The 24,142-nt window shown below is 64.9% G+C and carries 21 protein-coding genes; 12 read left to right on the forward strand and 9 right to left on the reverse strand.

The genetic code is table 11. From position 1 onward, the window contains the following. Positions 1-18: 18 nt before the first annotated feature. Both AC2CQI_RS05180 and AC2CQI_RS05185 read right to left on the reverse strand, forming a co-directional pair. Positions 19-1,116 (reverse strand): polyamine ABC transporter substrate-binding protein, encoded by a 1,098-nt coding sequence (locus AC2CQI_RS05180; protein ID WP_484579402.1) that lies wholly within the window; start codon positions 1,114-1,116, stop codon positions 19-21. Positions 1,117-1,125: 9 nt separating this feature from the next. Next, positions 1,126-2,364 carry a serine hydrolase domain-containing protein gene (locus AC2CQI_RS05185; protein WP_484579403.1) on the reverse strand — a complete coding sequence of 413 codons (1,239 nt, stop codon included), beginning with the start codon at positions 2,362-2,364 and terminating at the stop codon, positions 1,126-1,128. Between the two features lie 127 nt (positions 2,365-2,491). On the opposite strand from AC2CQI_RS05185, the gene AC2CQI_RS05190 reads away from it, so the two are divergent. After that, positions 2,492-3,094 (forward strand): TetR/AcrR family transcriptional regulator, encoded by a 603-nt coding sequence (locus tag AC2CQI_RS05190; RefSeq protein WP_075803608.1) that lies wholly within the window; start codon positions 2,492-2,494, stop codon positions 3,092-3,094. A gap of 1 nt (position 3,095) precedes the next feature. Here the strand turns inward: AC2CQI_RS05190 and AC2CQI_RS05195 are convergent, their stop codons facing one another. From AC2CQI_RS05195 to AC2CQI_RS05205, 3 genes are read right to left on the reverse strand one after another with little or no spacing between them, the layout of a single operon-like run. Next, complete coding sequence (locus AC2CQI_RS05195; RefSeq protein WP_484579404.1) at positions 3,096-4,229, reverse strand: HlyD family secretion protein; 1,134 nt, start codon at positions 4,227-4,229, stop codon at positions 3,096-3,098. Next, positions 4,226-5,875, reverse strand: a complete 1,650-nt coding sequence (locus AC2CQI_RS05200) for an MFS transporter (protein ID WP_484579405.1) — start codon at positions 5,873-5,875, stop codon at positions 4,226-4,228. Before AC2CQI_RS05200 ends, AC2CQI_RS05195 begins: the two co-directional genes overlap by 4 nt. 36 nt (positions 5,876-5,911) lie before the next feature. Beyond that, positions 5,912-6,844: a LysR substrate-binding domain-containing protein gene (locus AC2CQI_RS05205; protein WP_484580585.1), complete on the reverse strand. Its 933-nt coding sequence runs from the start codon at positions 6,842-6,844 to the stop codon at positions 5,912-5,914. Between the two features lie 112 nt (positions 6,845-6,956). Here AC2CQI_RS05205 and AC2CQI_RS05210 point away from each other — a divergent pair, with 112 nt between their 5' ends. Continuing rightward, positions 6,957-7,565, forward strand: coding sequence for a LysE family translocator (locus AC2CQI_RS05210; protein ID WP_075803605.1), 609 nt, complete (start codon positions 6,957-6,959; stop codon positions 7,563-7,565). Position 7,566: 1 nt separating this feature from the next. On the opposite strand, the gene AC2CQI_RS05215 is transcribed toward AC2CQI_RS05210, so the two are convergent. Continuing rightward, complete coding sequence (locus AC2CQI_RS05215; RefSeq protein WP_178391999.1) at positions 7,567-7,734, reverse strand: DUF6026 family protein; 168 nt, start codon at positions 7,732-7,734, stop codon at positions 7,567-7,569. 187 nt (positions 7,735-7,921) lie between these two features. Between AC2CQI_RS05215 and gnd the strand changes: the two genes are divergently transcribed. The 4 genes from gnd to AC2CQI_RS05235 all read left to right on the forward strand — a co-directional run bounded on the left by gnd (position 7,922) and on the right by AC2CQI_RS05235 (position 11,427). Further along, the gene (gene gnd, locus AC2CQI_RS05220; RefSeq protein ID WP_484579406.1) at positions 7,922-8,902 is read left to right on the forward strand and encodes a phosphogluconate dehydrogenase (NAD(+)-dependent, decarboxylating); all 981 of its coding nucleotides are present in this window, start codon (positions 7,922-7,924) and stop codon (positions 8,900-8,902) included. Further along, on the forward strand, positions 8,899-10,401 hold the full coding sequence (gene zwf, locus AC2CQI_RS05225) for a glucose-6-phosphate dehydrogenase (protein WP_484579407.1): 1,503 nt from the start codon (positions 8,899-8,901) through the stop codon (positions 10,399-10,401). Before gnd ends, zwf begins: the two co-directional genes overlap by 4 nt. A 397-nt stretch (positions 10,402-10,798) precedes the next feature. Then, entirely contained in the window at positions 10,799-10,978 is a 180-nt protein-coding gene (locus AC2CQI_RS05230) for a hypothetical protein (protein ID WP_484579408.1), read from the forward strand. Between the two features lie 20 nt (positions 10,979-10,998). Beyond that, positions 10,999-11,427 carry a MarR family winged helix-turn-helix transcriptional regulator gene (locus AC2CQI_RS05235; RefSeq protein ID WP_075803602.1) on the forward strand — a complete coding sequence of 143 codons (429 nt, stop codon included), beginning with the start codon at positions 10,999-11,001 and terminating at the stop codon, positions 11,425-11,427. Here the strand turns inward: AC2CQI_RS05235 and mobA are convergent. The 3 genes from mobA to AC2CQI_RS05250 all read right to left on the reverse strand — a co-directional run bounded on the left by mobA (position 11,413) and on the right by AC2CQI_RS05250 (position 16,492). Then, on the reverse strand, positions 11,413-12,006 hold the full coding sequence (gene mobA, locus AC2CQI_RS05240) for a molybdenum cofactor guanylyltransferase MobA (protein ID WP_075803601.1): 594 nt from the start codon (positions 12,004-12,006) through the stop codon (positions 11,413-11,415). The genes AC2CQI_RS05235 and mobA overlap by 15 nt on opposite strands. 179 nt (positions 12,007-12,185) lie before the next feature. Beyond that, positions 12,186-15,302 (reverse strand): efflux RND transporter permease subunit, encoded by a 3,117-nt coding sequence (locus AC2CQI_RS05245; protein WP_484579409.1) that lies wholly within the window; start codon positions 15,300-15,302, stop codon positions 12,186-12,188. An 11-nt stretch (positions 15,303-15,313) separates the two neighbouring features. Further along, positions 15,314-16,492: an efflux RND transporter periplasmic adaptor subunit gene (locus AC2CQI_RS05250; RefSeq protein WP_484579410.1), complete on the reverse strand. Its 1,179-nt coding sequence runs from the start codon at positions 16,490-16,492 to the stop codon at positions 15,314-15,316. A gap of 160 nt (positions 16,493-16,652) precedes the next feature. Here AC2CQI_RS05250 and AC2CQI_RS05255 point away from each other — a divergent pair, with 160 nt between their 5' ends. From AC2CQI_RS05255 to AC2CQI_RS05280, 6 genes are all read left to right on the forward strand, one after another. After that, positions 16,653-17,354 carry a response regulator gene (locus AC2CQI_RS05255; protein WP_075803599.1) on the forward strand — a complete coding sequence of 234 codons (702 nt, stop codon included), beginning with the start codon at positions 16,653-16,655 and terminating at the stop codon, positions 17,352-17,354. Positions 17,355-17,363: 9 nt separating this feature from the next. After that, positions 17,364-18,659, forward strand: coding sequence for an ATP-binding protein (locus AC2CQI_RS05260; protein WP_484579411.1), 1,296 nt, complete (start codon positions 17,364-17,366; stop codon positions 18,657-18,659). A gap of 395 nt (positions 18,660-19,054) precedes the next feature. Then, entirely contained in the window at positions 19,055-19,537 is a 483-nt protein-coding gene (locus tag AC2CQI_RS05265) for a CS1 type fimbrial major subunit (RefSeq protein WP_484579412.1), read from the forward strand. A gap of 103 nt (positions 19,538-19,640) precedes the next feature. Continuing rightward, entirely contained in the window at positions 19,641-22,181 is a 2,541-nt protein-coding gene (locus AC2CQI_RS05270; protein ID WP_075803596.1) for a TcfC E-set like domain-containing protein, read from the forward strand. A gap of 20 nt (positions 22,182-22,201) precedes the next feature. Continuing rightward, a complete protein-coding gene (locus AC2CQI_RS05275) occupies positions 22,202-23,371 on the forward strand; it encodes a hypothetical protein (RefSeq protein ID WP_484579413.1) in 1,170 nt (389 codons plus the stop codon). A 21-nt stretch (positions 23,372-23,392) separates the two neighbouring features. Beyond that, positions 23,393-24,124 carry a molecular chaperone gene (locus tag AC2CQI_RS05280; protein WP_484579414.1) on the forward strand — a complete coding sequence of 244 codons (732 nt, stop codon included), beginning with the start codon at positions 23,393-23,395 and terminating at the stop codon, positions 24,122-24,124. Positions 24,125-24,142 lie beyond the last annotated feature (18 nt).

Genomic DNA, 24,142 nt, shown 5'->3' on the forward strand with positions numbered 1-24,142 from the left:
TTCAGGGTGAAGAGGCGCTCAGACGTTGGAGCGGATGCGGTTCCACATACGGGTGAGCATGCGCAGGACCTGGCGTTGTGGCGGCTCGGTCTGGAACAACAGGCGGCGTTCTTCGTCAGGGACGAACAGGTTGTGATCGTTCAGCAGTTGCGGGTCGATCAGTGCCTTGCTCGCCGGGGTCGGGTTGGGGTAGCCAATCTGGTTGCTGACCCGGGCGATCACCTCTGGCTGCAGGAGGAAGTCGATGAAGGCGTGGGCCTGGTCGAGGTTTTTCGCGCCCTTGGGAATGACCATGTCGTCCGACCACATCAAGGTGCCCTGGCGTGGCAGGGCCAGGCGGATGTCCTGGCCATTGCCGGCGGCCAGGGCCATGTTGCGCGCCGCGAGCATGCCGCCGGACCAGCCCAGGGCCACGCAGATATCGCCGTTGGCCAGGTCCTGCGGGTACTTGGCCGAGTTGAAGTAGCGCACGTAAGGGCGGATCGACTTGAGCAGGGCCTCGGCCCTGTCGTAGTCGACCTGGCGTGTGCTGTCGGGGTTGAGGCCCAGGTAGTGCAGGGCGATCGGCACCACTTCGGTCGGGCTGTCGAGCATCGCCACGCCGCACTGGCTGAGCTTCTCGATGTTTTCTGGCTTGAACAGCAGGTCGTAGTTGCGCATGTCCACGCCCTGGCCCAGCACCGCCTCGACCTTGGCCTGGTTGTAGCCGATCAGGGTACTGCCCCACAGATAGGGCACCGTATAGCGGTTGCCGGGATCGAGGCGGTCGCGTTCTTCCATGAACAGCGGGTCGAGCTGGTTCCAGTGCGGCAGTTTCGCCCGGTCCAGCGGGATCACTGCGCCGGCGCCGATCAGGTTGGGCACCTGGCTGCTGCTCGGGAAGGCCAGGTCGTAGCCGGCCGTGCCGGTGAGCAGGCGCGCTTCCAGGGTCTGCGGGCTATCGAAGACGTCGTAGGTGACCTGGATTCCGGTCTGCTGCTGGAAGTCCTGCAGGACATCCTTGGGCAGGTACTCGATCCAGTTGTAGATGCGCAGCTCGCCGCCCAAAGGGTCGGCCTGGGCCAGCAGGCTGCTGCCGCCGAGGAGCAGGGCGCTGGCAAGGTGTCGAAGGTGCATGGCTCGTCCTTATTCTTGTAGTGAGACAGCAAGGGCGCGGATCAGGCGCAGGGTGTCGATGTCCAGGATGCTCTCGGCCTCCGGCTGCGAGGACTGCTTGACCATCACCACCCGGCGCTGGAAGTCGACATAGAGGATCTGCCCGTGAATCCCCACGGCAAGCAGCGCCTCGTCGGGGTAGACGTACCACTGGCTCTTGTAGGTGGCGCCAGGGCTCCACTGGGCGAAGCCTTCGTTGGTCGCGTAGATCGCCGGGTCGGCGCCGGCCAATACGGCATCGATGGCCGCCGGGGCAATCAGCTGGCGGCCATTGCACTCGCCGCGGTCCAGCAGCAACTGGCCGTAGCGCGCCATGTCCCGGAGCGTTGCGTTGAAGCCGCAGCCGGTGACATTGCGCCCCCAGGGATCGGCGACGAAGAACGCGTCGCGCTCGCAACCCAGCTCGCGCCAGACTGCCTCGACCATCTGCGCGCAACTGCGCCCGCTGGCCTGTTCCATCACCCAGCCGAGGGCTTCGGTGACGGCGGTGACGTAGTGAAAGAAGCCGCCATGCTCGCCGCGCTTGCGCATCCCCGGCAGGTATTCATAGAGCGAGGCACAGACGTGGATACCTTCGGGCGCCGGGGTCAGACCGCAGGCGTAGCCGAAGTGCGAGCTGCCGGAGTCCGGGTCGTCGTAGACCTCGTCGTAGTCGATGCCTACCGCCATATCCATCAGTTGGCGCACGCTGGCATCGGCGAAGGCACTGCCGGCGAATTCCGGGACGTAATGCAGGGCCGGCAGACGGTCATCCAGTACGCCGCCCTGCACCAGCTCTTCGGCATGCATCCCGATCAGCGACTTGGTCACCGAGAACATGATGTGCCGCTGCCGGGGCTGGTGGTGCAGGGCGTACAGCTCCTGCACCAACTGGCCATCCTTGAGCACCAGCCAGCCATCGGTGTGGGTGGCCTTGAGGTGCTCGTGCAGGCTCAGGATGTCGCCCGAAGCGCTTTCGAAACTGAAGTCCTCCAGGTGATTGGCGGCGGCAGGCAGCGCCCTGACCGGCTGGCTGCCGCGTTCGATGACGATACCCGGACGGATCCGCTCCATGTTCTGGAAGGCCCAGCGGTTGTGCGGCGGGGTCATGAAGTTGTGCCAGGTCACCCGTTGTTCCGGGGGCGGTGGAAACCCCTGCATCAACGGCACGGCGGCTGGATTGCCGGCACGATAGGCACTGCGTAGCGCCTCGGTGAACTCGTTGCTCATGAACTGCTCTCTGCGGTGGTGATGGCAAGTTTTTATATTCGTTAAATTTTATAGTCAAATAAAATATTTCATTTGAATTGAAAATTTACTAGAATCAGCACCTTGCACAGACTGCCGAGGAAGACGAGTGAGCGGACTACGCCAGAAGCAAAAGGAACTGCGCCGCGAGGCGATTCTCGAGGCGGCCCTGGGGCTGTTCGAGACGCAAGGCTTCAACGCCACCACGGTGGAACAGATCGCCGGGCAGGTGGGGGTTTCCACGCCGACGGTGTTCAACTACTTCGGTACCAAGCAGGACATTCTCCTGGCCCTGATGGAGCGTGCCGACCAGCGTGCCCTGTCCGATTCGCGGGAACAGATGCCGGCCTTCGACAATGCCGTGGATGCCATGTGTCACCTGGAGTCGCGGATCATCCGCCGCGAGCTGGAAGCCTTGCCGGCGGCGATCTGGCGCGAACTGCTGCCGCTGGGGCTGCTGACCCCGAGACCGGAGGCCGCCTCGCACCTGAACCGGCGGCTGATCGACGAGGTGGCGGAACTGCTGCGGGAGTTGCAGGGGCGCGGGTTGCTCAAGGCGTCGTTCGATGTGGCGTTCGTCGCTGAATTCCTCAACGACTACAGCTCGACCCTGTTCATGCGCCTGGTGCAGGACGATGTGCCGGACCTGGAGGCCCACGAGCGGCGCATCCGCAAGCTGACCCAGACCCTGGTGGACGGCCTGGGCGTGTGAATCAGCGTTCGTCGCGGGTATCGATACTCACCACCACCGACATCCCCGGCCGCAGATGCCGCGCCTCCGGCTGATCCTCGTCCACGGTAATCCGCACCGGAATCCGCTGGGCAATCTTGACGAAGTTGCCCGTGGCATTGTCAGCCTGCAGCAAGGCGAACTCCGAGCCGGTAGCCGGGGCGATCTGCTGTACATGGCCGTGCAGCCTGAGATGGTTCAGGGCATCCACGGTGAAGGTCACCGGCTGGCCGATACGCACGTTGGCCATCTGGGTTTCCTTCATGTTGGCGATCACCCATTTGACCTCCGGCACCAGCGCCATCAGTTGCGCGCCCGAGTTGACGTAGGCGCCGAGCCGGGTGCCGATCTGCCCGAGCTGGCCGTCCCGCGGTGCGGTGACCCGGGTGTTGTCCAGGTCGATGCGCGCCAGTTCCAGCGCAGCCTTGGCGTTCTCCACGGCGGCTTCGAGGGCGGCGCGGTTGACGATCACCGTCTCGCGGTCCTGGCGGGCGATCTCCAGTGCGGCTTTCGCCTGGGCCAGGCTGGCGACAGCGGCGGCGTGGCTGGCGCGGCTCAGGTCCAGCTCGCGACGGGAGACCGAACCATCGCTGGCCAGCGCCTGGTTGCGGCGCAGGTCGGCCTGGTTGCGCGTGGCCTGGGCCGCAGCGTCGTCGATGGCCGCCTGGCGCTGGGCGATCACCGCTTCGGCACTGTTGCGTTGCTGCAGGTTGTTGGCCAGGGCCGCCCGTTGCTGTTGCAACTGCGCCGTGGCCTGGGCCAGGCGCTGGGTGTAGATGCGGTCGTCGAGGCGCACCAGCAGGTCGCCGGCCTTGACGAACTGGAAGTCGTGCACCGGCACTTCGACGATATAGCCGGCCAGTTGCGGGCCGATGATGGTCACCTGACCACGCACCATGGCGTTCTCGGTGCTTTCGATGGCGCTGCCGAACGGCGGCAGGCGCCAGGCGTAGAGCACCACGAGAATCCCGGTGATGGCCACGGCGGCAAAACTCAGGGTTGCCAGCCAGTGCACCCGGCGCGTGCGTGCCGGGCTGGTCGGTTCGCTGGGCGGGGTGACGCCTTCCGGGGTTTCGGCGATGGCGGTGGTGGTGGTCGAGGGCGTTTCCTGGGTCATCGGCTCGGCGCGTCGCTTGGAGTGGTGGTGGCCGCGGCCTGGCGGGCGAGATAGCGCAAGCGCAGGCTGCGGATGAAGATCCAGATCATGGTCAGCACGGCGATGCTGCCGATCAGCATGAAGACATCGTTATAGGCCAGGATAGTGGCCTCGCGGGTGGCGGCGCTGGCCAGCAGGCGCATGCCGGCTTCGCTGCGCAGGGCCGGGTCGGCGATGACCCCGGCGTAGCCGGCGCCCCCACTCTGGATCCTGGCGTTGACCAGGGGTTCCAGGTAGCTGAGGTTTTCCACCAGGTGACTGGAGTGGAATTTCTCCCGCACGGTCTGGAACGTGCCGAGCAGCGCCGCGCCCAGCAGGCCGCCGAGGTTGTTGCAGATCCCGAACATCACCGAGAAGCTCACCAGGTTGCGTGGGTTGGCGCGCACATGGCCGATGCCCAGGGCCATGCTCGGGCCGAGGAAGAAGGTGCTGCCGAAGGCCAGGAGGAACTGGCTGAAATACATCTGCGCCGGGCGCGTCAGGTTGCTCGACGAACTGTCCATGAAGGCCCCGATGGCCATGGCCGCGAGGGAGATGAACAGCGGCAGGACCAGATGCTGCGGATTGATGGTCAGGGCGCTGGTGGCCAGGCCCGCCGCGGCGCCGAGGAGCATGATCCAGTACAACTGGCGCATCTGCTCGCTGCCCATGTTCAGCGCCTGCAGGAAGCCCACCGCGCCGGTGGACTGCTCCGAGGTGACCATGCGGATCAACACCACGCACAGGGCCAGGCGCACAATCGCGCCGCTGCCCAGCCAGCGGGTCATCAGCAACGGGTTGCTGCGGTTGTGCTCGATGGCCAGGCCGCTGCAGACCAGGGCAATGGACGACGCCAGGGCGACGCCGATCCACGGCGCATCCAGCCACCAGTCGATACGCCCGAGGGACAGCACCGCGCAGAGCAGGGCGGTGCCGCTGGCCATCAGCGAGAAGGTCAGGAAATCCAGGGGTTCGAAGGTCTTGAAACGATCGCCGGGAGGCAGCTTGAGCATCAATACGCAGCCCAGCGCAGCCAGGGTCAGGCCCAGTTCGAACAGGTACAGGCCGCGCCATTCGGCGATCTGCAGCAGGTCTTCGGAGAATACCCGGGCCAGCGGCACTGCCAGTTGCGAGGCGCCCAGGCCGAGGACCATGGCCTTGAGCCGCCACTGCGCCGGAAAGGCCTGGATCATGTAATACAGGCCCAGGGAACTGAGGGCCGCGCCGACCATGCCATGGGCGGCGCGCACCGCGATCGCCGAGTTGAGGTCGTTGACGAACAGGTGGGCGAAGGTGACCAGCGCGTAGAGCACCAGAAACACCTCGGTGAACGCGCGCAGGCCAAATTCCTGGCGGAATTTCACCAGCAGCAGGTTCATCGACACGTTGGTCATGACGAAGGCGGCGGGCAGCCAGGCCATCTCGGCGCTGGTGGCGCCGAGGGCGCCCTGGAGAAAGGTCAGGTTGGCGGTAACCAGGGCATTGCCCAGGCCGCCGGTGATCGCCACCAGCAGGCCGACCGCGCCATAAGCCAGGCGCTTGCCCGGTGCATGCAGCGGCGTCGAGGGCGAGCCGGGCAGGGTGGGTTTCTCGTGGGGGAGCCACTGGCGGGGGGCGTATTTGTCCATCGGTAGGGCGGTAATCCATGAGCGCGTAGGAAAACTTTACGCGAGGTGTCGGGGAATAACATCCATCCCGGGAAGTGCCAGCATTGGCCGATGCGTCATCAGAAAATCCCCCAGCCGCCCGACCCCTTGCTCCCAGGTACTCCCTCGCGGCCAGACCAGGTAGTAGCCATCACCGGTCGCCACGGCCTGGCGGAACGGCAGCGCCAGCCGGCCATCGCGCACATGCCCGGCAACCAGCGCCAGATCGCCGATCGACACGCCATGCCCGGCCATCGCTGCCCCCATGCCCTGGTCCAGAGTGTCGAAACAAATGCCCCGGTCCAGCTCGACTTGCCCCGACAGGCCGCTGCCCTGCAGCCAGCGCTTCCAGTCCCGGCGATCGGCAGAGGGATGCACCAGCGCAACCCGGGCAAGACGCGACGCATCCCAGCTGCCGTCCCCCAGCAGCGACGGCGCACAGATGGGTATCAGCCACTCCTCGAACAGCTTGCGGCATTCAACCTGCTCACCGAACTGTCCATTGCCCAGCAGCACGGCGCAGTCATAGGGCTCGCTGGAAAAATCCACATGGTCCTGGTCCATCCACACGCTGGCCAACTGCACGGCGATGCTCTCCGGCGCCTGGCAAAACCGCTCAAGGCACGCCAGCAGCCAATGCATGGTCAGGGTCGACGGGGCTTTCAGGCGCAGTTGCCGGGCGCCTTCGCGAAATGGCTGGCAAGCCTGTTCGATCAGGCTGAAGCCGGCATTCAGTTGCCTGGCCAACTGCTGCCCGACATCAGTCAGGCGCAGGCGCGGTCCATTGCGCTCGAACAGGCGACAGCCCAGATGGCTTTCCAGGCTGCGGATATGCCGGCTGATCGCGCTTTGGGTCAGGGCCAGTTCATCGGCGGCGCGGGTAAAGGAACAGGAGCGAGCGGCGACCTCGAAGGCGCGCAAGGCATAGAGCGGAGGCAGGCGATCGGCCATGGCGGGCATGCTCATCATGAGTTGGAGTCATAGTAGGCCAGCGCTTTTTGCGTTTTTCAAGGTGCCAGGTACACCCCAGAATGCGCGGACTGAACGCTTCGAGGGGGTAGAAATGAACACACCGCTGCTGATCGCCTACCTGGGCACTGTCATCCTGTTGATCGCTACCCCGGGGCCGGTGGTGCTGCTGGTCCTGGATGCCGCCAGCCGTTCCGGTACCGCGAGCGCCGTGCGCACGGCCCTTGGCGCCAATGCGGCGTCGCTGATCCTGGTGGCCGCGGCGGCGGCGGTGCTGGCCGGGACGCTGGCGCTGAGCCCGCAGGTGCTGCAATGGGGCGCGCTGGCAGGCTGCCTGTTCATCGGCTGGCTGGGGTTCAGTGGCTTGCGCGACAGTGGCGCGGGCGAGGAGGGCACGGCGAAAAAAGCCAACGGCTGGTGGCAGGGTTTCCTGATCGGGATTGCCAACCCCAAGGACATCCTGTTCTTCGTCGCCCTGTTTCCACAGTTCATCCCGGTGACCGAGTCCTTCGGTACCAGTATCGGCCTGCTGGCCCTGCTGTGGCTGGTGGTGGACCTGGGCATCCTGGCGCTGTACATCGGCCTGATGCGTCACGCCCTGGCGCAACGCTGCAGGGCGTGGGTGTCGCGGCTGTCAGCGTGGATGCTGTTGCTGCTGGCGGCAGTGGGGGTGATCTACTGGTGCCGCGTATTGCTGGGCTGAATCAGCGGGACATTTCGTGGTTGTTCAACTGGGCCTGCTGGAGCAGCAGGTTGAGGCGCGCCACCTGCTCCTGGAGCTGGTCGCGCTCCTGCTTCAGGCGTTGCAGTTCGTCGCGGCGGATCGAGACGTAGAGCGTCTGGGGCGGGGCTGCCGAGATCAGGGTTTGCATAGGGGACCTCACTAATGGCGTGTCACACAACTGAAGCGTAGACGCTTGACGGGGCGCGATTCTGAATTCTTTTTTCCATGGAGGGAACTTTTTTATTGGGCACTGTCTCGCCGTTCGTCGTGAAACCATCGCTCCTGTCCACTGGACTAACCTTGAGGACTTCTTCCATCGACTGGAGCATCGGCACATGCAACTGGGAATCGTGGGGCTGGGCCGCATGGGCGGCAATATTGCAAGGCGCTTGATGCGAGACGGGCATCAAGTGGTAGTGAATGACCGCAATCAGGCGGCGATCGACGCGCTGGTGGCGGAGGGCGCGCAAGGCGCCAAGGACCTGCCGGCGCTGGTCAAGCAGATGAGCAAGCCCCGGGCGATCTGGGTGATGCTGCCGGCCGGCGAACCGACCGAGCAGACCCTGGCGCAACTGGCCGACCTGCTGGGCGCCGACGACGTCCTGATCGACGGTGGCAACAGTTTCTACAAGGACGACATCCGCCGCGCCGGCGAGCTGCAGAAACGCCAGCTGCACTACGTCGACGTGGGCACCTCGGGTGGCGTCTGGGGCCTGGAACGCGGCTATTGCATGATGATCGGCGGCGAGCAGGCGATCATCGAGCGCCTCGATCCGCTGTTCGCCAGCCTGGCACCCGGAGTCGGCAGCATCCCCCGCACCCACGGTCGCGAAGGCCAGCCAAGCCGCGCCGAGCAGGGGTATATCCACGCCGGCCCGGCCGGTTCCGGACACTTCGTCAAGATGATCCACAACGGCATCGAATATGGCCTGATGCAGGCTTACGCCGAAGGCTTCGACATCCTGCGTGGCAAGGCCAGCGACGCACTACCGGCGGACCAGCGCTTTGATCTGGACCTGGCACAGATCGCCGAGGTCTGGCGGCGCGGCAGTGTGGTCACCTCCTGGCTGCTGGATCTGACCGCGGACGCCCTGGCGCAGGACCCGCAACTCAATCATTACAGCGGCGCCGTCGCCGACAGTGGCGAGGGCCGCTGGACCATCGACGCCGCCGTGGAACAGGCGGTGCCGGTGCCGGTGTTGAGCAGCGCATTGTTCGCCCGCTTCCGCTCGCGGGAGCAGCAGGGCACCTACGGTGACAAGCTGCTGTCGGCCATGCGTTTCGGTTTCGGCGGCCATGTCGAGCGTCCCGAATGAATCAATACAACGTGGAAACCGCGCCACCCTGCACCCTGTTCCTGTTCGGCGCCAGCGGCGACCTGGTCAAGCGCCTGCTGATGCCGGCGCTTTACAACCTCAGCCGTGACGGCCTGCTGGACAACAACCTGCGCATCGTCGGGGTCGATCACAACCAGGCCACCGGCGCCGAGTTTGCCGCGCGCCTGGAAAGCTTCATGCGCGAGCGCGACAAGGGTGCCGCAGAGGGCGCGGCATGCCTCGACCCGAAGCGCTGGGCACGCCTGGCCAAGCGCATCGACTACCTGACCGGTGATTTCCTCGACGCCGACACCTACCAGGCCATCGGCAAGCACATCGGCAGGTCACGCAATGGCAACGCGATCTTCTACCTGGCCACCGCGCCGCGGTTTTTCTCCGACGTGGTGCAGCGTCTCGGCGCAGCCGGCCTGTTGAATGAAACCGAGGGTTTTCGGCGGGTGGTGATCGAAAAGCCGTTCGGTTCGGACTTGGCCAGCGCCGAGATGCTCAACGCCAGCCTGCTGCGGGTCATGAGCGAAAAGCAGATCTACCGGATCGACCATTACCTGGGCAAGGAGACCGTGCAGAACATCCTGGTCAGCCGGTTTTCCAACGGTCTGTTCGAGTCGTTCTGGAACAACCACTACATCGACCATGTGCAGATCACCGCAGCGGAAACCGTCGGCGTCGAGGAGCGCGCAGCTTTCTACGACCACACCGGCGCATTGCGCGACATGGTCCCCAACCACCTGTTCCAGTTGCTGGCGATGGTTGCCATGGAGCCACCGGCCGCATTCGGCGCCGATGCGGTGCGCAGCGAGAAGGCCAAGGTCATCGGTGCGATCCGGCCCTGGTCGAAGGCCATGGCCTTGAAGAGCTCGGTACGTGGCCAGTACACCGAGGGCAAGCAGGGCCGCAGGAAGCTCAAGGGCTATCGCCAGGAGCCGCGGGTCGAACCGGACAGCCAGACCGAAACCTACGTCGCGCTCAAGGTGATGATCGACAACTGGCGCTGGGTCGGCGTGCCGTTCTACCTGCGTACCGGCAAGCGCATGAGCGTGCGCGATACCGAGATCGCCATCTGCTTCAAGCCGGCGCCGTATGCGCAGTTCCGCGACAGCGATGCCGAGCGGCCCAAGCCCAACTACCTGAAGATCCAGATCCAGCCCAACGAAGGCATGTGGTTCGACCTGCAGGCCAAGCGTCCCGGGCCCGCCCTGGAGATGGAAACCATCGCCCTGGGTTTCGCCTACAAGGACTTCTTCAAGATGCAGCCGGCCACCGGTTACGAAACCCTGATCTACGACTGCCTGACCGGCGACCAGACCCTGTTCCAGCGCGCCGACAACATCGAAAACGGCTGGCGTGCGGTGCAGCCGTTCCTCGATGCCTGGAAGGAGGGTGGCGTGGTGCATGAATATGCCGCCGGGGAAGATGGCCCGGCAGCCGCGAACGATTTGCTGAATAAAGACAAACGCAATTGGCATGATTTGGGCTGAAACCCGAGACTGCAACATTTCCCCTCTATCGTTCACGATCCCCTGAAAATGCCCGTCTGGTACGGGCATTTTGCCGTTTTTTGACGCCATTTATTCGCCGCACTAGCAACTGGCTATATTCGTTCGAATACGGCAATCTTGGCAAAAACCGGAAGCAGTTCACATTTCAAGACATTTCCGACCAACTGCCTCTTTACTTTTTGCACAAACCAATAAGGGCTCCCATGGAGAGCGTCCCTGTACTGGACTCGTTACGCACTAATCTGGCCCGTGAAGTCACTGACAACCTCCCGTATCGCCTGCCATTGTCCGCCCACCAAGGCCTGTACCGGGTGCGCAAGGTCGTAGCGACTGGCGCCACGCCGATCCCGGGGCCTGGCGCCCCAGGTATTCAAGGATGAACCGTCTGCTTTCCAACACTATTTTCCTGACTCCGCACGGCCTGATTACGGTCAAGTGCTGCGCTGGCCCGATGCTTGCGTATGGGGTTTGGACACCGAAGAAAAATACCATGCCCGGCACACGCACTCTGCCGCAGGACCGGGCACGCAACGAGCAAGCCGCGGTGGCTGCATGAGCACCGCACGAGAGACGCCTATGGAAGAACCAACCTTCGATTTCGACAGAATGCTGTGCTTCACCCTGTATTCCACCGCCAATGCCATGGTCCGCGATTATGGCGAGCCGTTGCGCCGGCATGGCGTGACCTACCCGCAGTTGCTGGTGCTGATTGGCCTCTGGGGCGAGGACGACATGTCCATCAGTTCCCTCAGTGCGGTGACCCTGTTCGACCTCGGCACGTTGACGCCGATCATCCGTCGTCTGACCGACGCGGGCTTCATCACCGTCTACCTCGACCCCGGCGACCGGCGCCGGCGCAAGGTGCTGCTGACCGAGAAGGGCAAGGCGCTCAAGCTCGAGGCCGCGCAACTGCTCGACTGCATGAACGGCAAGCTGGGCCTGGAGCCGGGCAACATGCAGCAGATGCTCGACACCTGCCAGCAAATCCGCTCACGGCTGCGCTGAAGCAGGATCGTCCAGGTAATCGGGCGTATTGAAGTTGGCCAGCCGGGGATCGTCTTCGGCACATTCCAGAGCCAGCAAGGGCCCGCCGCGCAACACCCACGACAGACTACGTTCGCCACTTTCCCAGGCGGCTGAAAGTGTGGCTGTGAGTGTGCGCGGGATCAGGCTGAACATGGGCTGCCAATGGCTGCCCTGGCGGACCATGGCCGGAGCATGGGCGTCGCTGGCCAGCTTCAGCAGCGACTCCAGCAACGCTCGATCGACCTTCGGTGCATCGCAGGCCAGCACCAGCAGCCAGTCATGCCGGGCTACCGCCAGGCCGGCCAATACCCCCGCGAAAGGGCCGGGAAAGTCGCCTTCGGCATCCTGCACCAGCGTGTCGGCGTAGGGGCGGTAGGCCTCGAGGTTGCGGTTGCAGGAAATGATCAGGTCGTCGGTCAGTGGGCGCAGGGTGCGATGCAGATGGGCGACCATCGGCTCGCCGCGCCACTCCAGCAACCCCTTGTCCCGCCCGCCCATGCGCTGGCCGCGGCCACCGGCGAGGATGAGGATGGAGCAGGGGGGGAGGGTGTTGCTCATGGGTAGGAGTTCCAGCGGGTCAAGGCTGGCACCATCCCATGGGAGATGGCAGGTTTCAACTGTGTTGTTCTTGAGGGCCTCATCGCTGGCAAGCCAGCTCCCACAGGGGCCGAGTCGCTGCAGGACCCTGTGGGAGCTGGCTTGCCAGCGATGAGGCCGGTACAACCAGCCTCACCTTTTCAGGCATTCACCTCGGCTGCGGCCTTCTTCTTCTGATACCCGGTCACCCGCATCACCACCACGAAGAACACCGGCACGAACACCACCGCCAGGGTCGCAGTGAGCATCCCGCCGACCACACCGGTACCAATCGCCTGCTGGCTCGCCGAACTGGCCCCGGTAGCGATGGCCAACGGCACCACGCCGAGAATGAACGCCAGCGACGTCATCACGATCGGCCGCAAGCGCAGGCGCGCTGCCCGCACCGTCGCATCCACCAGGTCATGACCTTCATCCACCAGGCTCTTGGCGAACTCGATGATCAGGATGGCGTTCTTGGCCGAGAGACCAATCAAGGTGATCAGGCCAACCTTGAAGAACACATCGTTAGGCAGGCCGCGCAGAGTCACTGCCAGCACCGCCCCGAGAATCCCCAGCGGCACCACCAGCAGCACCGAAGTCGGGATCGACCAGCTTTCATACAGCGCCGCCAGGCAGAGGAACACCACCAGCAACGACAGGCCCATCAACAGCGGCGCCTGGCTGCCGGACAAACGCTCCTGCAAGGACAGACCGGTCCATTCCAGGCCGAAGCCCAATGGCAGCTCACTTACCAGGCGCTCGATTTCCGTCATGGCTTCACCCGAGCTGTGGCCCGCAGCGGGCTCGCCGCTGACGGCAATCGCCGGATAGCCGTTGTAGCGGGTCAGTTGCACCGGCCCGGACACCCACTGCGCCTTGGCGAAAGCCGCCAGCGGGACCATCTTGCCGCTGCTGTTGCGCACATGGATCTTCAGCAGGTCCTCGACCTGGCTGCGGCTGTCGCCTTCGGCCTGCACCACCACCCGCTGCATGCGCCCCTGGTTGGGGAAGTCGTTGACGTAGCTGGAACCCACTGCGGTATTCAGCACTGTGCCGATATCGGCGAAGGACACGCCCAGGGCATTGGCCTGCTTGCGGTCGATTTCCAGCTGCACCTGCGGGCTTTCCGCCAGGGCGCTTTCGCGCACGTTGACCAGCACCGGGCTTTTTTCCGCAGCGGCGAGCAACTGGTCGCGGGCCGCCATCAGCCGGGCATAGCCCAGGCCGCCACGGTCCTGCAGACGGAACTCGAAGCCGGTCGAGGTGCCCAGGCCGTCCACCGGCGGCGGCAGCACCGAGTAGGCAATGGCGTTCTTGAACTGGCTGAAGGCGATGGTGGCGCGCTCGGCAATCGCCGCGGCGGCGTCATCGGCGGCCCGTTCCGACCAGTCCTTGAGCGTGGTGAACACCAGCGCCGCGTTCTGCCCGTTACCGGAGAAGCTGAAGCCAAGGATCACCGTGGTATTGCCGACACCCGGCTCCGCCGCGTTGTGTTCTTCGATCTGCGCCGCCACCTGTTCGGTCCGCTCACGGCTGGCCCCCGGCGGCAACTGTACGTCGGTAATGGTGTAGCCCTGGTCCTCGGTCGGCAGGAACGACGACGGCAACTGGCCAAAGCTGAAGATCAATGCGCCGAACAGCACGGCATAGACCAGCAGGTAGCGCCCGCTGCGCGCGATCGCGTGCACCACCCAGCGCTGGTAGCCGTTGCTCATCGCCTCGAAGCGGCGGTTGAACCAGCCATACAGGCCGCGCCGTTCATGGTGCTCGCCCTTGGCCACCGGCTTGAGCAGGGTGGCGCACAGGGCCGGGGTCAGGCTCAGGGCGAGGAACGCCGAGAACAGGATCGACACCGCCATGGACATGGAGAACTGCTGGTAGATCACCCCCACCGAACCGCTCATGAAGGCCATCGGCAGGAATACCGCCACCAGCACCACGGTAATGCCGACGATGGCGCCGCTGATCTGGCCCATGGCCTTGCGCGTGGCTTCTTTCGGCGGGAGGCCTTCCTCCATCATGATCCGCTCGACGTTCTCCACCACGACGATGGCGTCGTCCACCAGGATGCCGATGGCCAGGACCATGCCGAACAGGGTCAGGACATTGATCGAAAAGCCCAGGGCGAGCATGGCGGCGAAGGTGCCCATCAGCGCGACCGGCACCACCAGGGTCGGGATCAGGGTGTAGCGGATGTTCTGCAGGAACAGCAGCATCACCAGGAACACCAGGACCATGGCCTCGCCCAGGGTGTGGATCACCTGGGTAATGGAGACCTTGACGAAGGGCGAGGTGTCATAGGGGATGTCGTACTTCGCGCCGGGCGGGAAGTAGCGCGACAGGTCGTCCATCTTCTCGCGGACCAGGGTCGCGGTCTGCATGGCGTTGGCGCCGGGTGCCAGTTGCACGCTGAAGGCGGTGGCGGCCTTGCCGTTGAGGCGGGTGCCGAACTGGTATTCCTGGGCGCCGATCTCGACCCGGGCGACATCGCCGATGGTCACGCTGGAACCGTCCGGATTGGCGCGCAGGACGATGGCGGCGAACTCTTCCGGGCTCGACAGTTGCCCCTTGACCAGCACGTTGGCGGTGATTTCCTGACCCGGGCGGCCGGGCAGGTCGCCGATGCTGCCCGGAGCGACCTGGGCGTTCTGCGCCGCAACAGCGGTATTGACGTCCTCAGGCGTGAGGTTGAACGCAATCAGCTTCTGCGGATCGATCCAGATGCGCATGGCCCGCTCCGAACCATACAACTGCGCCTTGCCGACGCCGGGCAGGCGGCGGATCTCGTTCATCACGTTGCGCGCCAGAAAATCACTCAGCGCGGTTTCGTCCAGGCGCGGGTCCTCGGAGGCCAGGGTCACCAGCAGGAGGAAGCCGGTGGACACTTTCTCCACCTGCAAGCCTTGCTGGGTCACGGCCCGGGGCAGGCGCGACTCGACGATCTTCAGGCGGTTCTGCACATCCACCTGGGCCAGTTCCGGGTTGGTCCCGGGCTCGAAGGTGGCGGTGATGGTGGCGCTGCCCAGGCTGCTCTGGGACTGGAAATACAGCAGGTGGTCGGCACCGTTGAGCTCCTGCTCGATCAGGCTGACCACGCTGTCGTCCATGGTTTGCGCCGAAGCGCCGGGGTACACCGCGTAGATTTCCACCTGCGGCGGCGCAACGTTGGGGTACTGGGCTACCGGCAGCTTGGGCAGGGCCAGGGCGCCGGCGAGAAGGATGAACAGGGCGACCACCCAGGCGAACACCGGGCGATCAATGAAAAACCGTGGCATGGATCAGGCCCTCACTGGCCGGAAGTCTGGACGATGGGCTGCCGGGCTCCGGCGGCGGGCGTGACCTGCACCTGATCACCGGCCTTGACGTGTTGCAGGCCCTCGGTGACCACGCGTTCGCCCGGGTTCAGGCCGTCGCTGACGATCCAGCGGTTGTTCTGCGCGGCACCGAGCAGCACCGGGCGCTCGACGATGCGCTGCTCGCCATCCACCACCAATACCCGCGGCTGCCCGGCGCTGTCGCGCAGGATCGCCTGTTGCGGCACGCTGATGCCCTTGGGCTGCACTGCCTGCTCGACGCGCACGCGGATAAAGCTGCCTGGCAGCAGGTCGAGGTCCGGGTTGGGGAACTCGCTGCGCAGGGTGATCTGCCCGGTGCTCTGGTCCACGGCGATATCCGAGAACAGCAGCTTGCCGGGCAGCGGGTAGGGCGTGCCGTCATCCTGGATCAGGGTGACCTTGGCCTGGTCCCGGCCGACCTGCTGCAACTCGCCAGCCCGCAATGAACGGCGCAGGGCGTTGATCTCGCGGGTCGACTGGGTCACGTCGGCGTGGATAGGGTCGAGTTGCTGGATGGTCGCCAGGGCCGTGGTTTCGTTCTGTCCGACCAGTGCGCCCTCGGTGACCAGGGCACGGCCAATGCGCCCGGAAATCGGCGCGGTGACCGTGGCATAGCCGAGGTTCAGGCGCGCCCGCTCCACGGCAGCCTTGGCCGCCGCGACATCGGCATCCGCTTGCATCGCGGCGGCACGGGCGTTGTCGCGGTCCTGGCGGCTGACGGCATTGATCGCGATCAGCTCGGCGTAGCGCTCATCCTGCAGCTTCGCCTGGTAGCGGGTCGCCTCGGCCTTGGCCAAGGTCGCGCGGGCACTGTCGTAGTCGGCCTGGAAGGGTGCCGGGTCGATGCGGAACAGCACGTCGCCCTGTTTCACATCGCTGCCTTCACGGTATTCACGCTTGAGCACGACCCCGGCGACCCGCGCCCGCACCTCGGCGATACGCGGCGCCTGGATGCGACCGGACAGTTCGCTGCTGATCGCCAGCGCCTGGACCTGCACGGTCTCCACCGAGACATTGGGCGTGGGCATTTGGGCCTCTTCGCCGGCCTGTTCATCACCACAGGCGGCAAGCAGGAGAAAGGCGGCGGCGAGGGGCAGCAGGCGCAGACGGACGGGACTTGAAGGAAACATAGGGATCTTCCATAAATGACCGTCGCATGGTACGCAGCCGCCCGGCATCGGGCTGTGAAGCTCTGTAGAACGTCTGTTAAAAAGTGTGAAGAAATAACTTCTTACCTTTCCGGGTTCTATATCCTGCCGACTTTTCCTGCCCACCCGATCAAGCCAAACCATGCCCAACATCCTTCTGGTCGAAGACGACTGCGCCCTGTCCGAGCTGATTGCCAGCTACCTGCAACGCAATGGTTTCACCGTGAGCGTCATTGCCCGCGGCGACCAGGTGCTGGAGCAGGTGCGCCGGGACAGGCCTGACCTGGTGATCCTCGACCTGATGCTGCCGGGTCTCGATGGATTGCAGGTGTGCCGGCTGTTGCGCGCCGAATCGCAGACCCTGCCGATCCTGATGCTCACCGCCCGCGACGATAGCCATGACCAGGTCCTCGGCCTGGAAATGGGCGCCGACGATTACGTCAGCAAACCCTGCGAGCCCCGTGTTCTGCTGGCCCGGGTGCGCACCTTGCTGCGCCGCAGCAGCATCGCCGAGCCGCACCTGGAGAGCGACCGCCTGCTGGTCGGCGGGTTGTCCATCGACCTGGCCGAACGCACTGTGACCTGGCGCGGCCTGCCGGTGGAGCTGTCCAGCGGCGAGTTCAACCTGCTGGTGGTGCTGGCGAAGAACGCCGGCACGGTGCTCAGCCGCGACCACATCCTCCAGCACCTGCGCGGCATCGAGTTCAACGGCACCGACCGTTCGGTGGACGTGGCCATCTCCAAGCTGCGCCGCAAGTTCGACGACAATGCCGGCGAAGCGCGCAAGATCAAGACGGTGTGGGGCAAGGGCTATCTGTTCAGTCGCGTGGAATGGGAAGTCTGAGGACGGGCCATGCTGAAGATCCTGATTCGCCTGTACCTGCTGACCATCATCGCCTATGCCGGCGGCATCTTCCTGATCCCGGACGCGATCCTGCATCTGTTCAACGACCGTTACGTGGCCTACAACCTCGATCAGGCCCGGGGCGTGCAGAGCCTGATCGTCAAGCAGTTCCGCCAGGCGCCGGAGAATGAATGGCCGCGGGTGGCAGAGGCGCTGGCGGCGGACTTCGCGCCCCTGGCCATCGAACTGCGCACCCGCGAGCAACTGGACCTGAACGATGAAGAGCGCGAGCGTCTCGACGCCGGTCACAACGTGGTGCGCCTGGGCGACTGGGGCTACTACGACACCGCCATTGCGCCCCTCGGTGGTCAGTGGCTGGTCGCCTTGCGCAATCCGCCGGATCCGTTCGATATCAACCTGCTGTCGTGGGGCATCACTGTCCTGATCGGTGCTGCGCTGCTCGGCTGCCTGCTGCTCTGGCTGTGGCCGCACTGGCGCGACCTGCAACGGCTCAAGGCCACCGCGCAACTGCTCGGCCAAGGCCAGCTCTCCGAGCGCACCCTGATCTCGCCGCGCTCCAACATCGGTGCGCTGGCGGCGGTGTTCGACACCATGGCCCAGGACCTGGAGCACTTGCTGACCCAACAGCGCGAGCTGCTCAATGCGGTCTCCCATGAATTGCGCACGCCGTTGACCCGCCTGGATTTCGGCCTGGTGCTGCTCTACGACGAACTGCCGGCGGCCAGCCGCAAGCGTTTGATGCAACTGGTCGGGCATGTGCGCGAACTGGATGAGCTGGTACTCGAGCTGCTGTCCTATAGCCGGTTGCAGACGCCGGGACAGAGCGTCGAGCGGGTCGAGGTGTCGCTGCTGGAGTTCGTCGACAGCATCCTCGGCAGCTTTGCCGAAGAACTGGACAGCCGGGATATCTGCTGGGAAGTACGCGGTGGCGGCGAGCAGCGCTTCGCCCTCGATCCACGCATGACCGCCCGCGCGGTGCAGAACCTGATCCGCAATGCCATGCGCTATTGCCACCGGCGCCTGGTCCTCGAGCTGAGCCTGGACGGGCAGGGCAACTGCCTGATCACCGTGGAGGATGACGGCATCGGCATTCCCGAGCAGGAGCGCGAGCAGATCTTCCAGCCGTTCTACCGCCTGGATCGCAGTCGCGACCGGGCCACTGGCGGCTTTGGCCTGGGGCTGGCGATCAGCCGACGGGTGATCGAGAGCCAGGGCGGGCTGTTGACGGTCGGGCAGTCGGCGCTGGGCGGGGCGCGTTTCAGCATCTTCCTGCCAAAACACTGAACTGAATCCCACTCGGTCGGTGTAGGAGCTGGTTTACCTGCGATGGACCGCGTAGCGGTCCCAAAACCATCCCGCACGAGTCGGTGTCATGTGAAATCCTGGATTCACAGCAACTTTCGAATGGCATTCCTCCAGATGCTCGGAGTGGCAGGTTTTGGGACCGCTAACGCGGTCCATCGCAGGTAAACCAGCTCCTACACGGATCGCGGTATCCGTATGTCCTACCACCCCACGGGTAGTCTCCAATCACCTTTCAGCGGACGACGGTGGGAAATTTCCTCGTCTCGCTGGGATATGTCTGATGTAAGCCATTTCCCCTGTTAGCGAATAATCCGCTCCGTCCGGCGCCATTGCCGGACTACCGGAAAATTTGCCACCCAACAAGGAAATTGGTCATGAAATACAGCGTTCTCGCACTCCCACTGGCACTGATGATGGCGGCCGGTACCGCCGTGGCGGCCGACCCGATCGAGAAACAGGTCACCGTGACCGCCACCATCCCGACCGAAAGCTTCTACGTCGAGCCGGTAGGCGGCAACTGGATGAACGAGCCGCAGGACATGGCCTGGAACTCGTTCCAGCAAACCCTGCAACCGATCCGCAAGCAACTCCAGGTACGCAGCACCACCGGACCGATCTCGGCCTACCTGACCAACCCGGCGACCATCACCAGCGGCGCCGACACCATCGGCCTCGATGTCAGCGTCGCCGGCAAGTCCCTGACCCTGACCTCCGCCGAGGTCATCAGCCAGGAACAGGCCGCCCCCGGCGCCATCGTCGGCTTCGAAGTGGCCGCCAAGGCCGCAGGCACCGGTGGCTACACCCCGGGCAACTACCTGGGCGTGGTCAACATGATGTTCGAAACCACCGCCGAGTAAATCCGGGCCAGTCCCTCCCTTTTCCAATCGTCCCCGGTCCGGCGCTCCCCATGCCGGGCCGGGGGTGGTTGGAGTTGCCTCCATCCGCGACGAGCAATCACACATGTCTCTTGCGACATCCATACGAATGGCGGTGGGCTGCTGCGTGGCCGCCGCCTGGCTGACCGAGGTCAGCGCCAGGGAAGAGACGGGGAATACCAGTCAGCTTGGCATCCTGCGGCAGGCCGAAGGATTGCCGAAGGAATTCGACGAGCACTTTTTCGACGTACCCCTGGCCGTGCGCATCGACCTCGACGGTCGCCTGCTCGGTGAAGCCATGGTGGTACTCAGCCGTGACGAGCGGGTCCAGCTGCTGGAGTTCACCGATACCCACGAAAGCCGGGAGCCGGATACCGTGCGCCAGCGCTGGGGCGAGGTGCTGCGGGCCGGCCAGGCCCTGGGCAATTGCATCAAGGCCTGCCCCCAGGACCTGCTGGCGGTGCACTACAGCCTGGCCAACTCGCAACTGTCGATCCTCACCCGCAACGCCGAACGCGACCAGCAGGCCGCCTGGCACCCATTGCCCGAGCAGGGCAGCCAGGGCGTGATCCTGCGCAACCAGCTCAACCTCAGCCGTGACGGCGAGGAAACCGTCGGCCGCTACGCCTTGCGCGGGCAGGGCAGCGTCGGCAACTGGACCACCGTGGCGGAGGCCCAGGTCGACCGCAGCAACGAGGACCGTCCACAGACCCGGCACCGGGTCGACGAGCTGTTCGCCGAGCGCGTGCACCAGGACAACTTCTTCCGCCTCGGCTATTTCACCCCTGGCGCCCAGGCCATGAGCCGCCAGCCGCGCCTGCTCGGCAACAGCCCGGATACCACCCTGGGGCTGATGTTCGGCAGCAGCGACAGCCTGGCGATCGACAACGGCAAGGCCAGCGCCACGCCGATCTATGTCACCCCCAACCGCCCGGGGCTCGTCGAGATTTACCGCAATGGCCAGTTGATCAACAGCCAGCCGGTACAACCCGGCCTGCAGGCCATCGACACCCGGGTCCTGCCTGGCGGCATCTACGAGGTGGAGGTGCGCCTGATCGAGGACGGCCAGGTCACTTCGCGCAACGAAGAGTTCATCTACAAGCCCAACAATTGGAGCAACAACGCCTCACCCTGGCGCTACAACCTGTACCTGGGCAAGCAGAGCGAACTGCTCAGCAACTGGGACGACGAGGACTACGGCGGGCTGGCCGCCGGGGTCATCACCAATTACCTGCTGCACCCGCGCCTGGTGGCCGGGGCCTCGGCCCAGCGCATCGACGGGCAGATGCAGTACGGCACCTCGCTGGACTGGGATGCCCTGGACCGCCTCAAGGTGTTCGGCAATGTGTTCCATACCGACCAGCGTGGCAATGGCTATGACCTGCAAGGTGTCTGGCACCATGAGTCGGGGAGCGTGGTCCTCAGCCACAACCGTTCGTGGATCGAATACCCGCGCCAGCGCCGTCTGGACGGCTACGACTACAACGATGACGACTACCGCCAGCAGCCCGGCAGTCACGAGATGCGTCAGTCGTCCCTGTCGGTCAGCCAGCGCATCACCCGCAAAAGCACGGCGACCCTGCGCCTCAGCCACAGCGATGGCGGCTACGGCAATAGCGGCGTGGCCCTGGACCTGGGCTGGTCGCAACACGGCCAGTTGATGGGCTCGGATGCCAACTGGCGGGTCGCGCTGTTCGATCGCCCCGGCAACTCCAGCAGCGGCAACCAGCGCAACCGTGGGGTCAACCTGAGCCTGAGCATGAGCCTCGGCGGGCCGGGCCGGCGCCTGTCCGGCAGCCTTGGCACCCGCACCTCCCGCGACGGCGGCCGCGACCTGAATACCTCGCTGACCTACCAGCAGGATATCGAGGACAGCACCCTGCGCACCGTCGGTGGCACTATCAACGGTGACCGCTATGGCGCGGCGTTCGCCGCCAACGCGCAATTCGAGAACCGCGCGCTGCATGGCGATGCCTATGTGCAGAACTCCTCGTACAACAATCAGGTCAGCGGCGGCCTCAACCTGGAAAGCACCCTGGCCATCGGCGGCGGCAAGGCCGCCCTGAGTGGCCAGTACCTGCCGTACGAGGCCGGGCTGATCGTCGACGTGGAGTCGGACTACCCCGACCTCAAGCTGCGGGTCGATGACCTCGACGGCCATGCCAGCGTGCTGCGCCCGGGGCGCAACGTGATTCCGGTGAGCGCCTACAAGTCCGGCAGCGTGCAACTCGACTTCGAGGACGGCCGTGTGCCTGCGGCGGTGATCCAGCCGTCGTCACTGACCTATCACCTCAACCGCGGGGGCGTGGATTACCGGGTGCTGCGGGTCATGCGCACGGTCACCGTGCTCGGCCGCCTGCTCGACCACAACGGCCAGCCACTGCGCGGGGCCATGGTCATCAACCACGCCAGCCGCAGCGTCAGCGAAGCCGACGGCTTCTTCGCCGTGGAAATGAGCGAATCGACCCCGACCCTGGAAATCCGCCAGGGCGGCCAGCGCCTCTGCCTGCTCAGCCTCGATCCCGGCGTACAGCGCCAGGAGGATGTGCTGCTGGTGGGCGACCAGGTCTGCTCGCCGGACAGCCTCGCCGTCCGCCACCCGCGCACCCAGGGAGGTGACGCCTGATGCCACGCAAGGAAATCATCATGACCCGAAGCCTGCTGATCGGCCTCGCCCTGTTGGCCTTGCTCCTGTCGCTGCCGGCGGTGGCGGAGGAGGTCACCATCACCGCCGAATACCGCGGCGGTGGCAACGAGTTCATCAACACCACGCCCCAGGCCGCGTTTTGCGGACGCTGGCCGCATTACTGCAACGGCGTGGAAACGGTGGGCATACCCATCACCTACAGCAAGAAGACCACCCACAGTGCGCCGGACCATCGCGACCTGTTCTACATCAAGGTTCCAGGCCGGCGCACGGTGACGGTGACCCACGATCTGACCGGCGAGAGCTACCAACTGACCTTTGAAATCTTCGCTATCAGCCAGTATGTAAGCACGACCAGCAACAGCCCGGTGTACACCTTGTATGTCCGCGGGGGGTGCGGCTATCTGTACACCCTGGGCACCGGGGCCTGGGCGTCCTACCTGTGGAGCGTGAAAAGCCCGGGCAACCCTGATTACTGCTATCCCATCGGTAGTCCGGGTACGCCAGGGATGGAACGCGATGTGGAGACTCGTGATTTCGGCGTTGCCTACCGCCTGGTAACCCCGTCGCCCCTGCGCATGAAGCAGGGCATGTACCGCGGCCAGACCACCTACCAGGTCGGCCCCGGTGCCGATTTCGACTTCGGCAACGACGTCAGCAACCTCAACACCAGCAACCTGACCATCAACTTCGAACTGGACGTGGTGCACGCCTTCGTTATCGACTTCCCGGCCGGTTCCGAGCGGGTGGTGCTGGAGCCGCCGGGTGGCTGGACGCAATGGCTGAACAACAAGCGCCTGCCCGAGCGCCTGTACCGCGATCTGCCGCTGCGCATCTGGTCGTCGGGGCCGTTCACCGTGCATACCCGCTGCGAGTACCCGCTGGGCAGCCAGTGCGCCATCCGCAACGACGCCAATGACCACCAGGTGCCGGTCCAGGTCGCCCTGACCCTGCCCAGCGTCATCCTGCACAACGGTCAACCGGTCACCCGCCTGCCGTTACCGGTTGGCGAGGCTACCGCCATCGAACTGGAGGCCACGCAACCGGCGTTGAACCGCGGCGGCAGCCTGCATTTCCAGGTGGACAAGCACGCCGTGAGTGAAATGACCCGCTACCCCGGGGCGCGCTACGAAGGTGATGTCACGGTGGTATTCGATGCCGATTTCTAAGTGTTCTTCAGGAGCTGCACCATGAAAACCCTGTTGTTCGCGCTGTGCCTGGGCCTGTTGGCCGGCACTGCGCAGGCCGGCCCGCAAATCAATGTCGGCGGCCTCTACGACTACCTCGACGGTGGATCCAGCACCTTGCTCAAGCGCGTGCGCAACCTGGGCGACACTACTGCCTTCGTCAAGGTCAGCGTGGTCGAGTTGATCCATGACGGGCAGAGCGCGCCCCGCGAGGTGTCCCATGATGACCTGCCGGTGGCCGAGCGGCCGCTGATTGCCAGCCCGGCACGGCTGATCGTCCCGGCCGGCGGCATGCAGGCGGTGCGCCTGCTGTACCGCGGCGAGCGGGGTGGTGAACGTTATTTCCGCCTGCGGTTCGTGCCGGTGCTGCCCGAGCACGGTGACGGCTTCGCCATCAGCGACGAAGAAGCCGAGCGCTACGAGCAGGAGCTCAAGGCCGGGGTGAACATCCTTGCCGGCTATGGCTCGCTGCTGTTCATCCGCCCACAGGACACCCGCTTCGACACCGGGATCAGCGAGCTGGACGGCCAGTTCCGGGTCAGCAACCAGGGCAGCTCCACCGTGGTCCTCGATCATTTCAATGACTGCGACAGCAGCGGCAAGCACTGTGCCGTGGCCACCAAGCACCATATCCGCCCCGGCGTCTCCCGGCTGTTCGCCCGCTTGTCAGGGCGGGTGTACCGCTTCGAACTGATCGAGGGAGGAGAGCGACGACGCGTCGAAATCAAGGGTTGAAGCTAACGCTGGGAAATT

It is taken from the genome of Pseudomonas sp. P2S-1 (genome assembly GCF_057197725.1).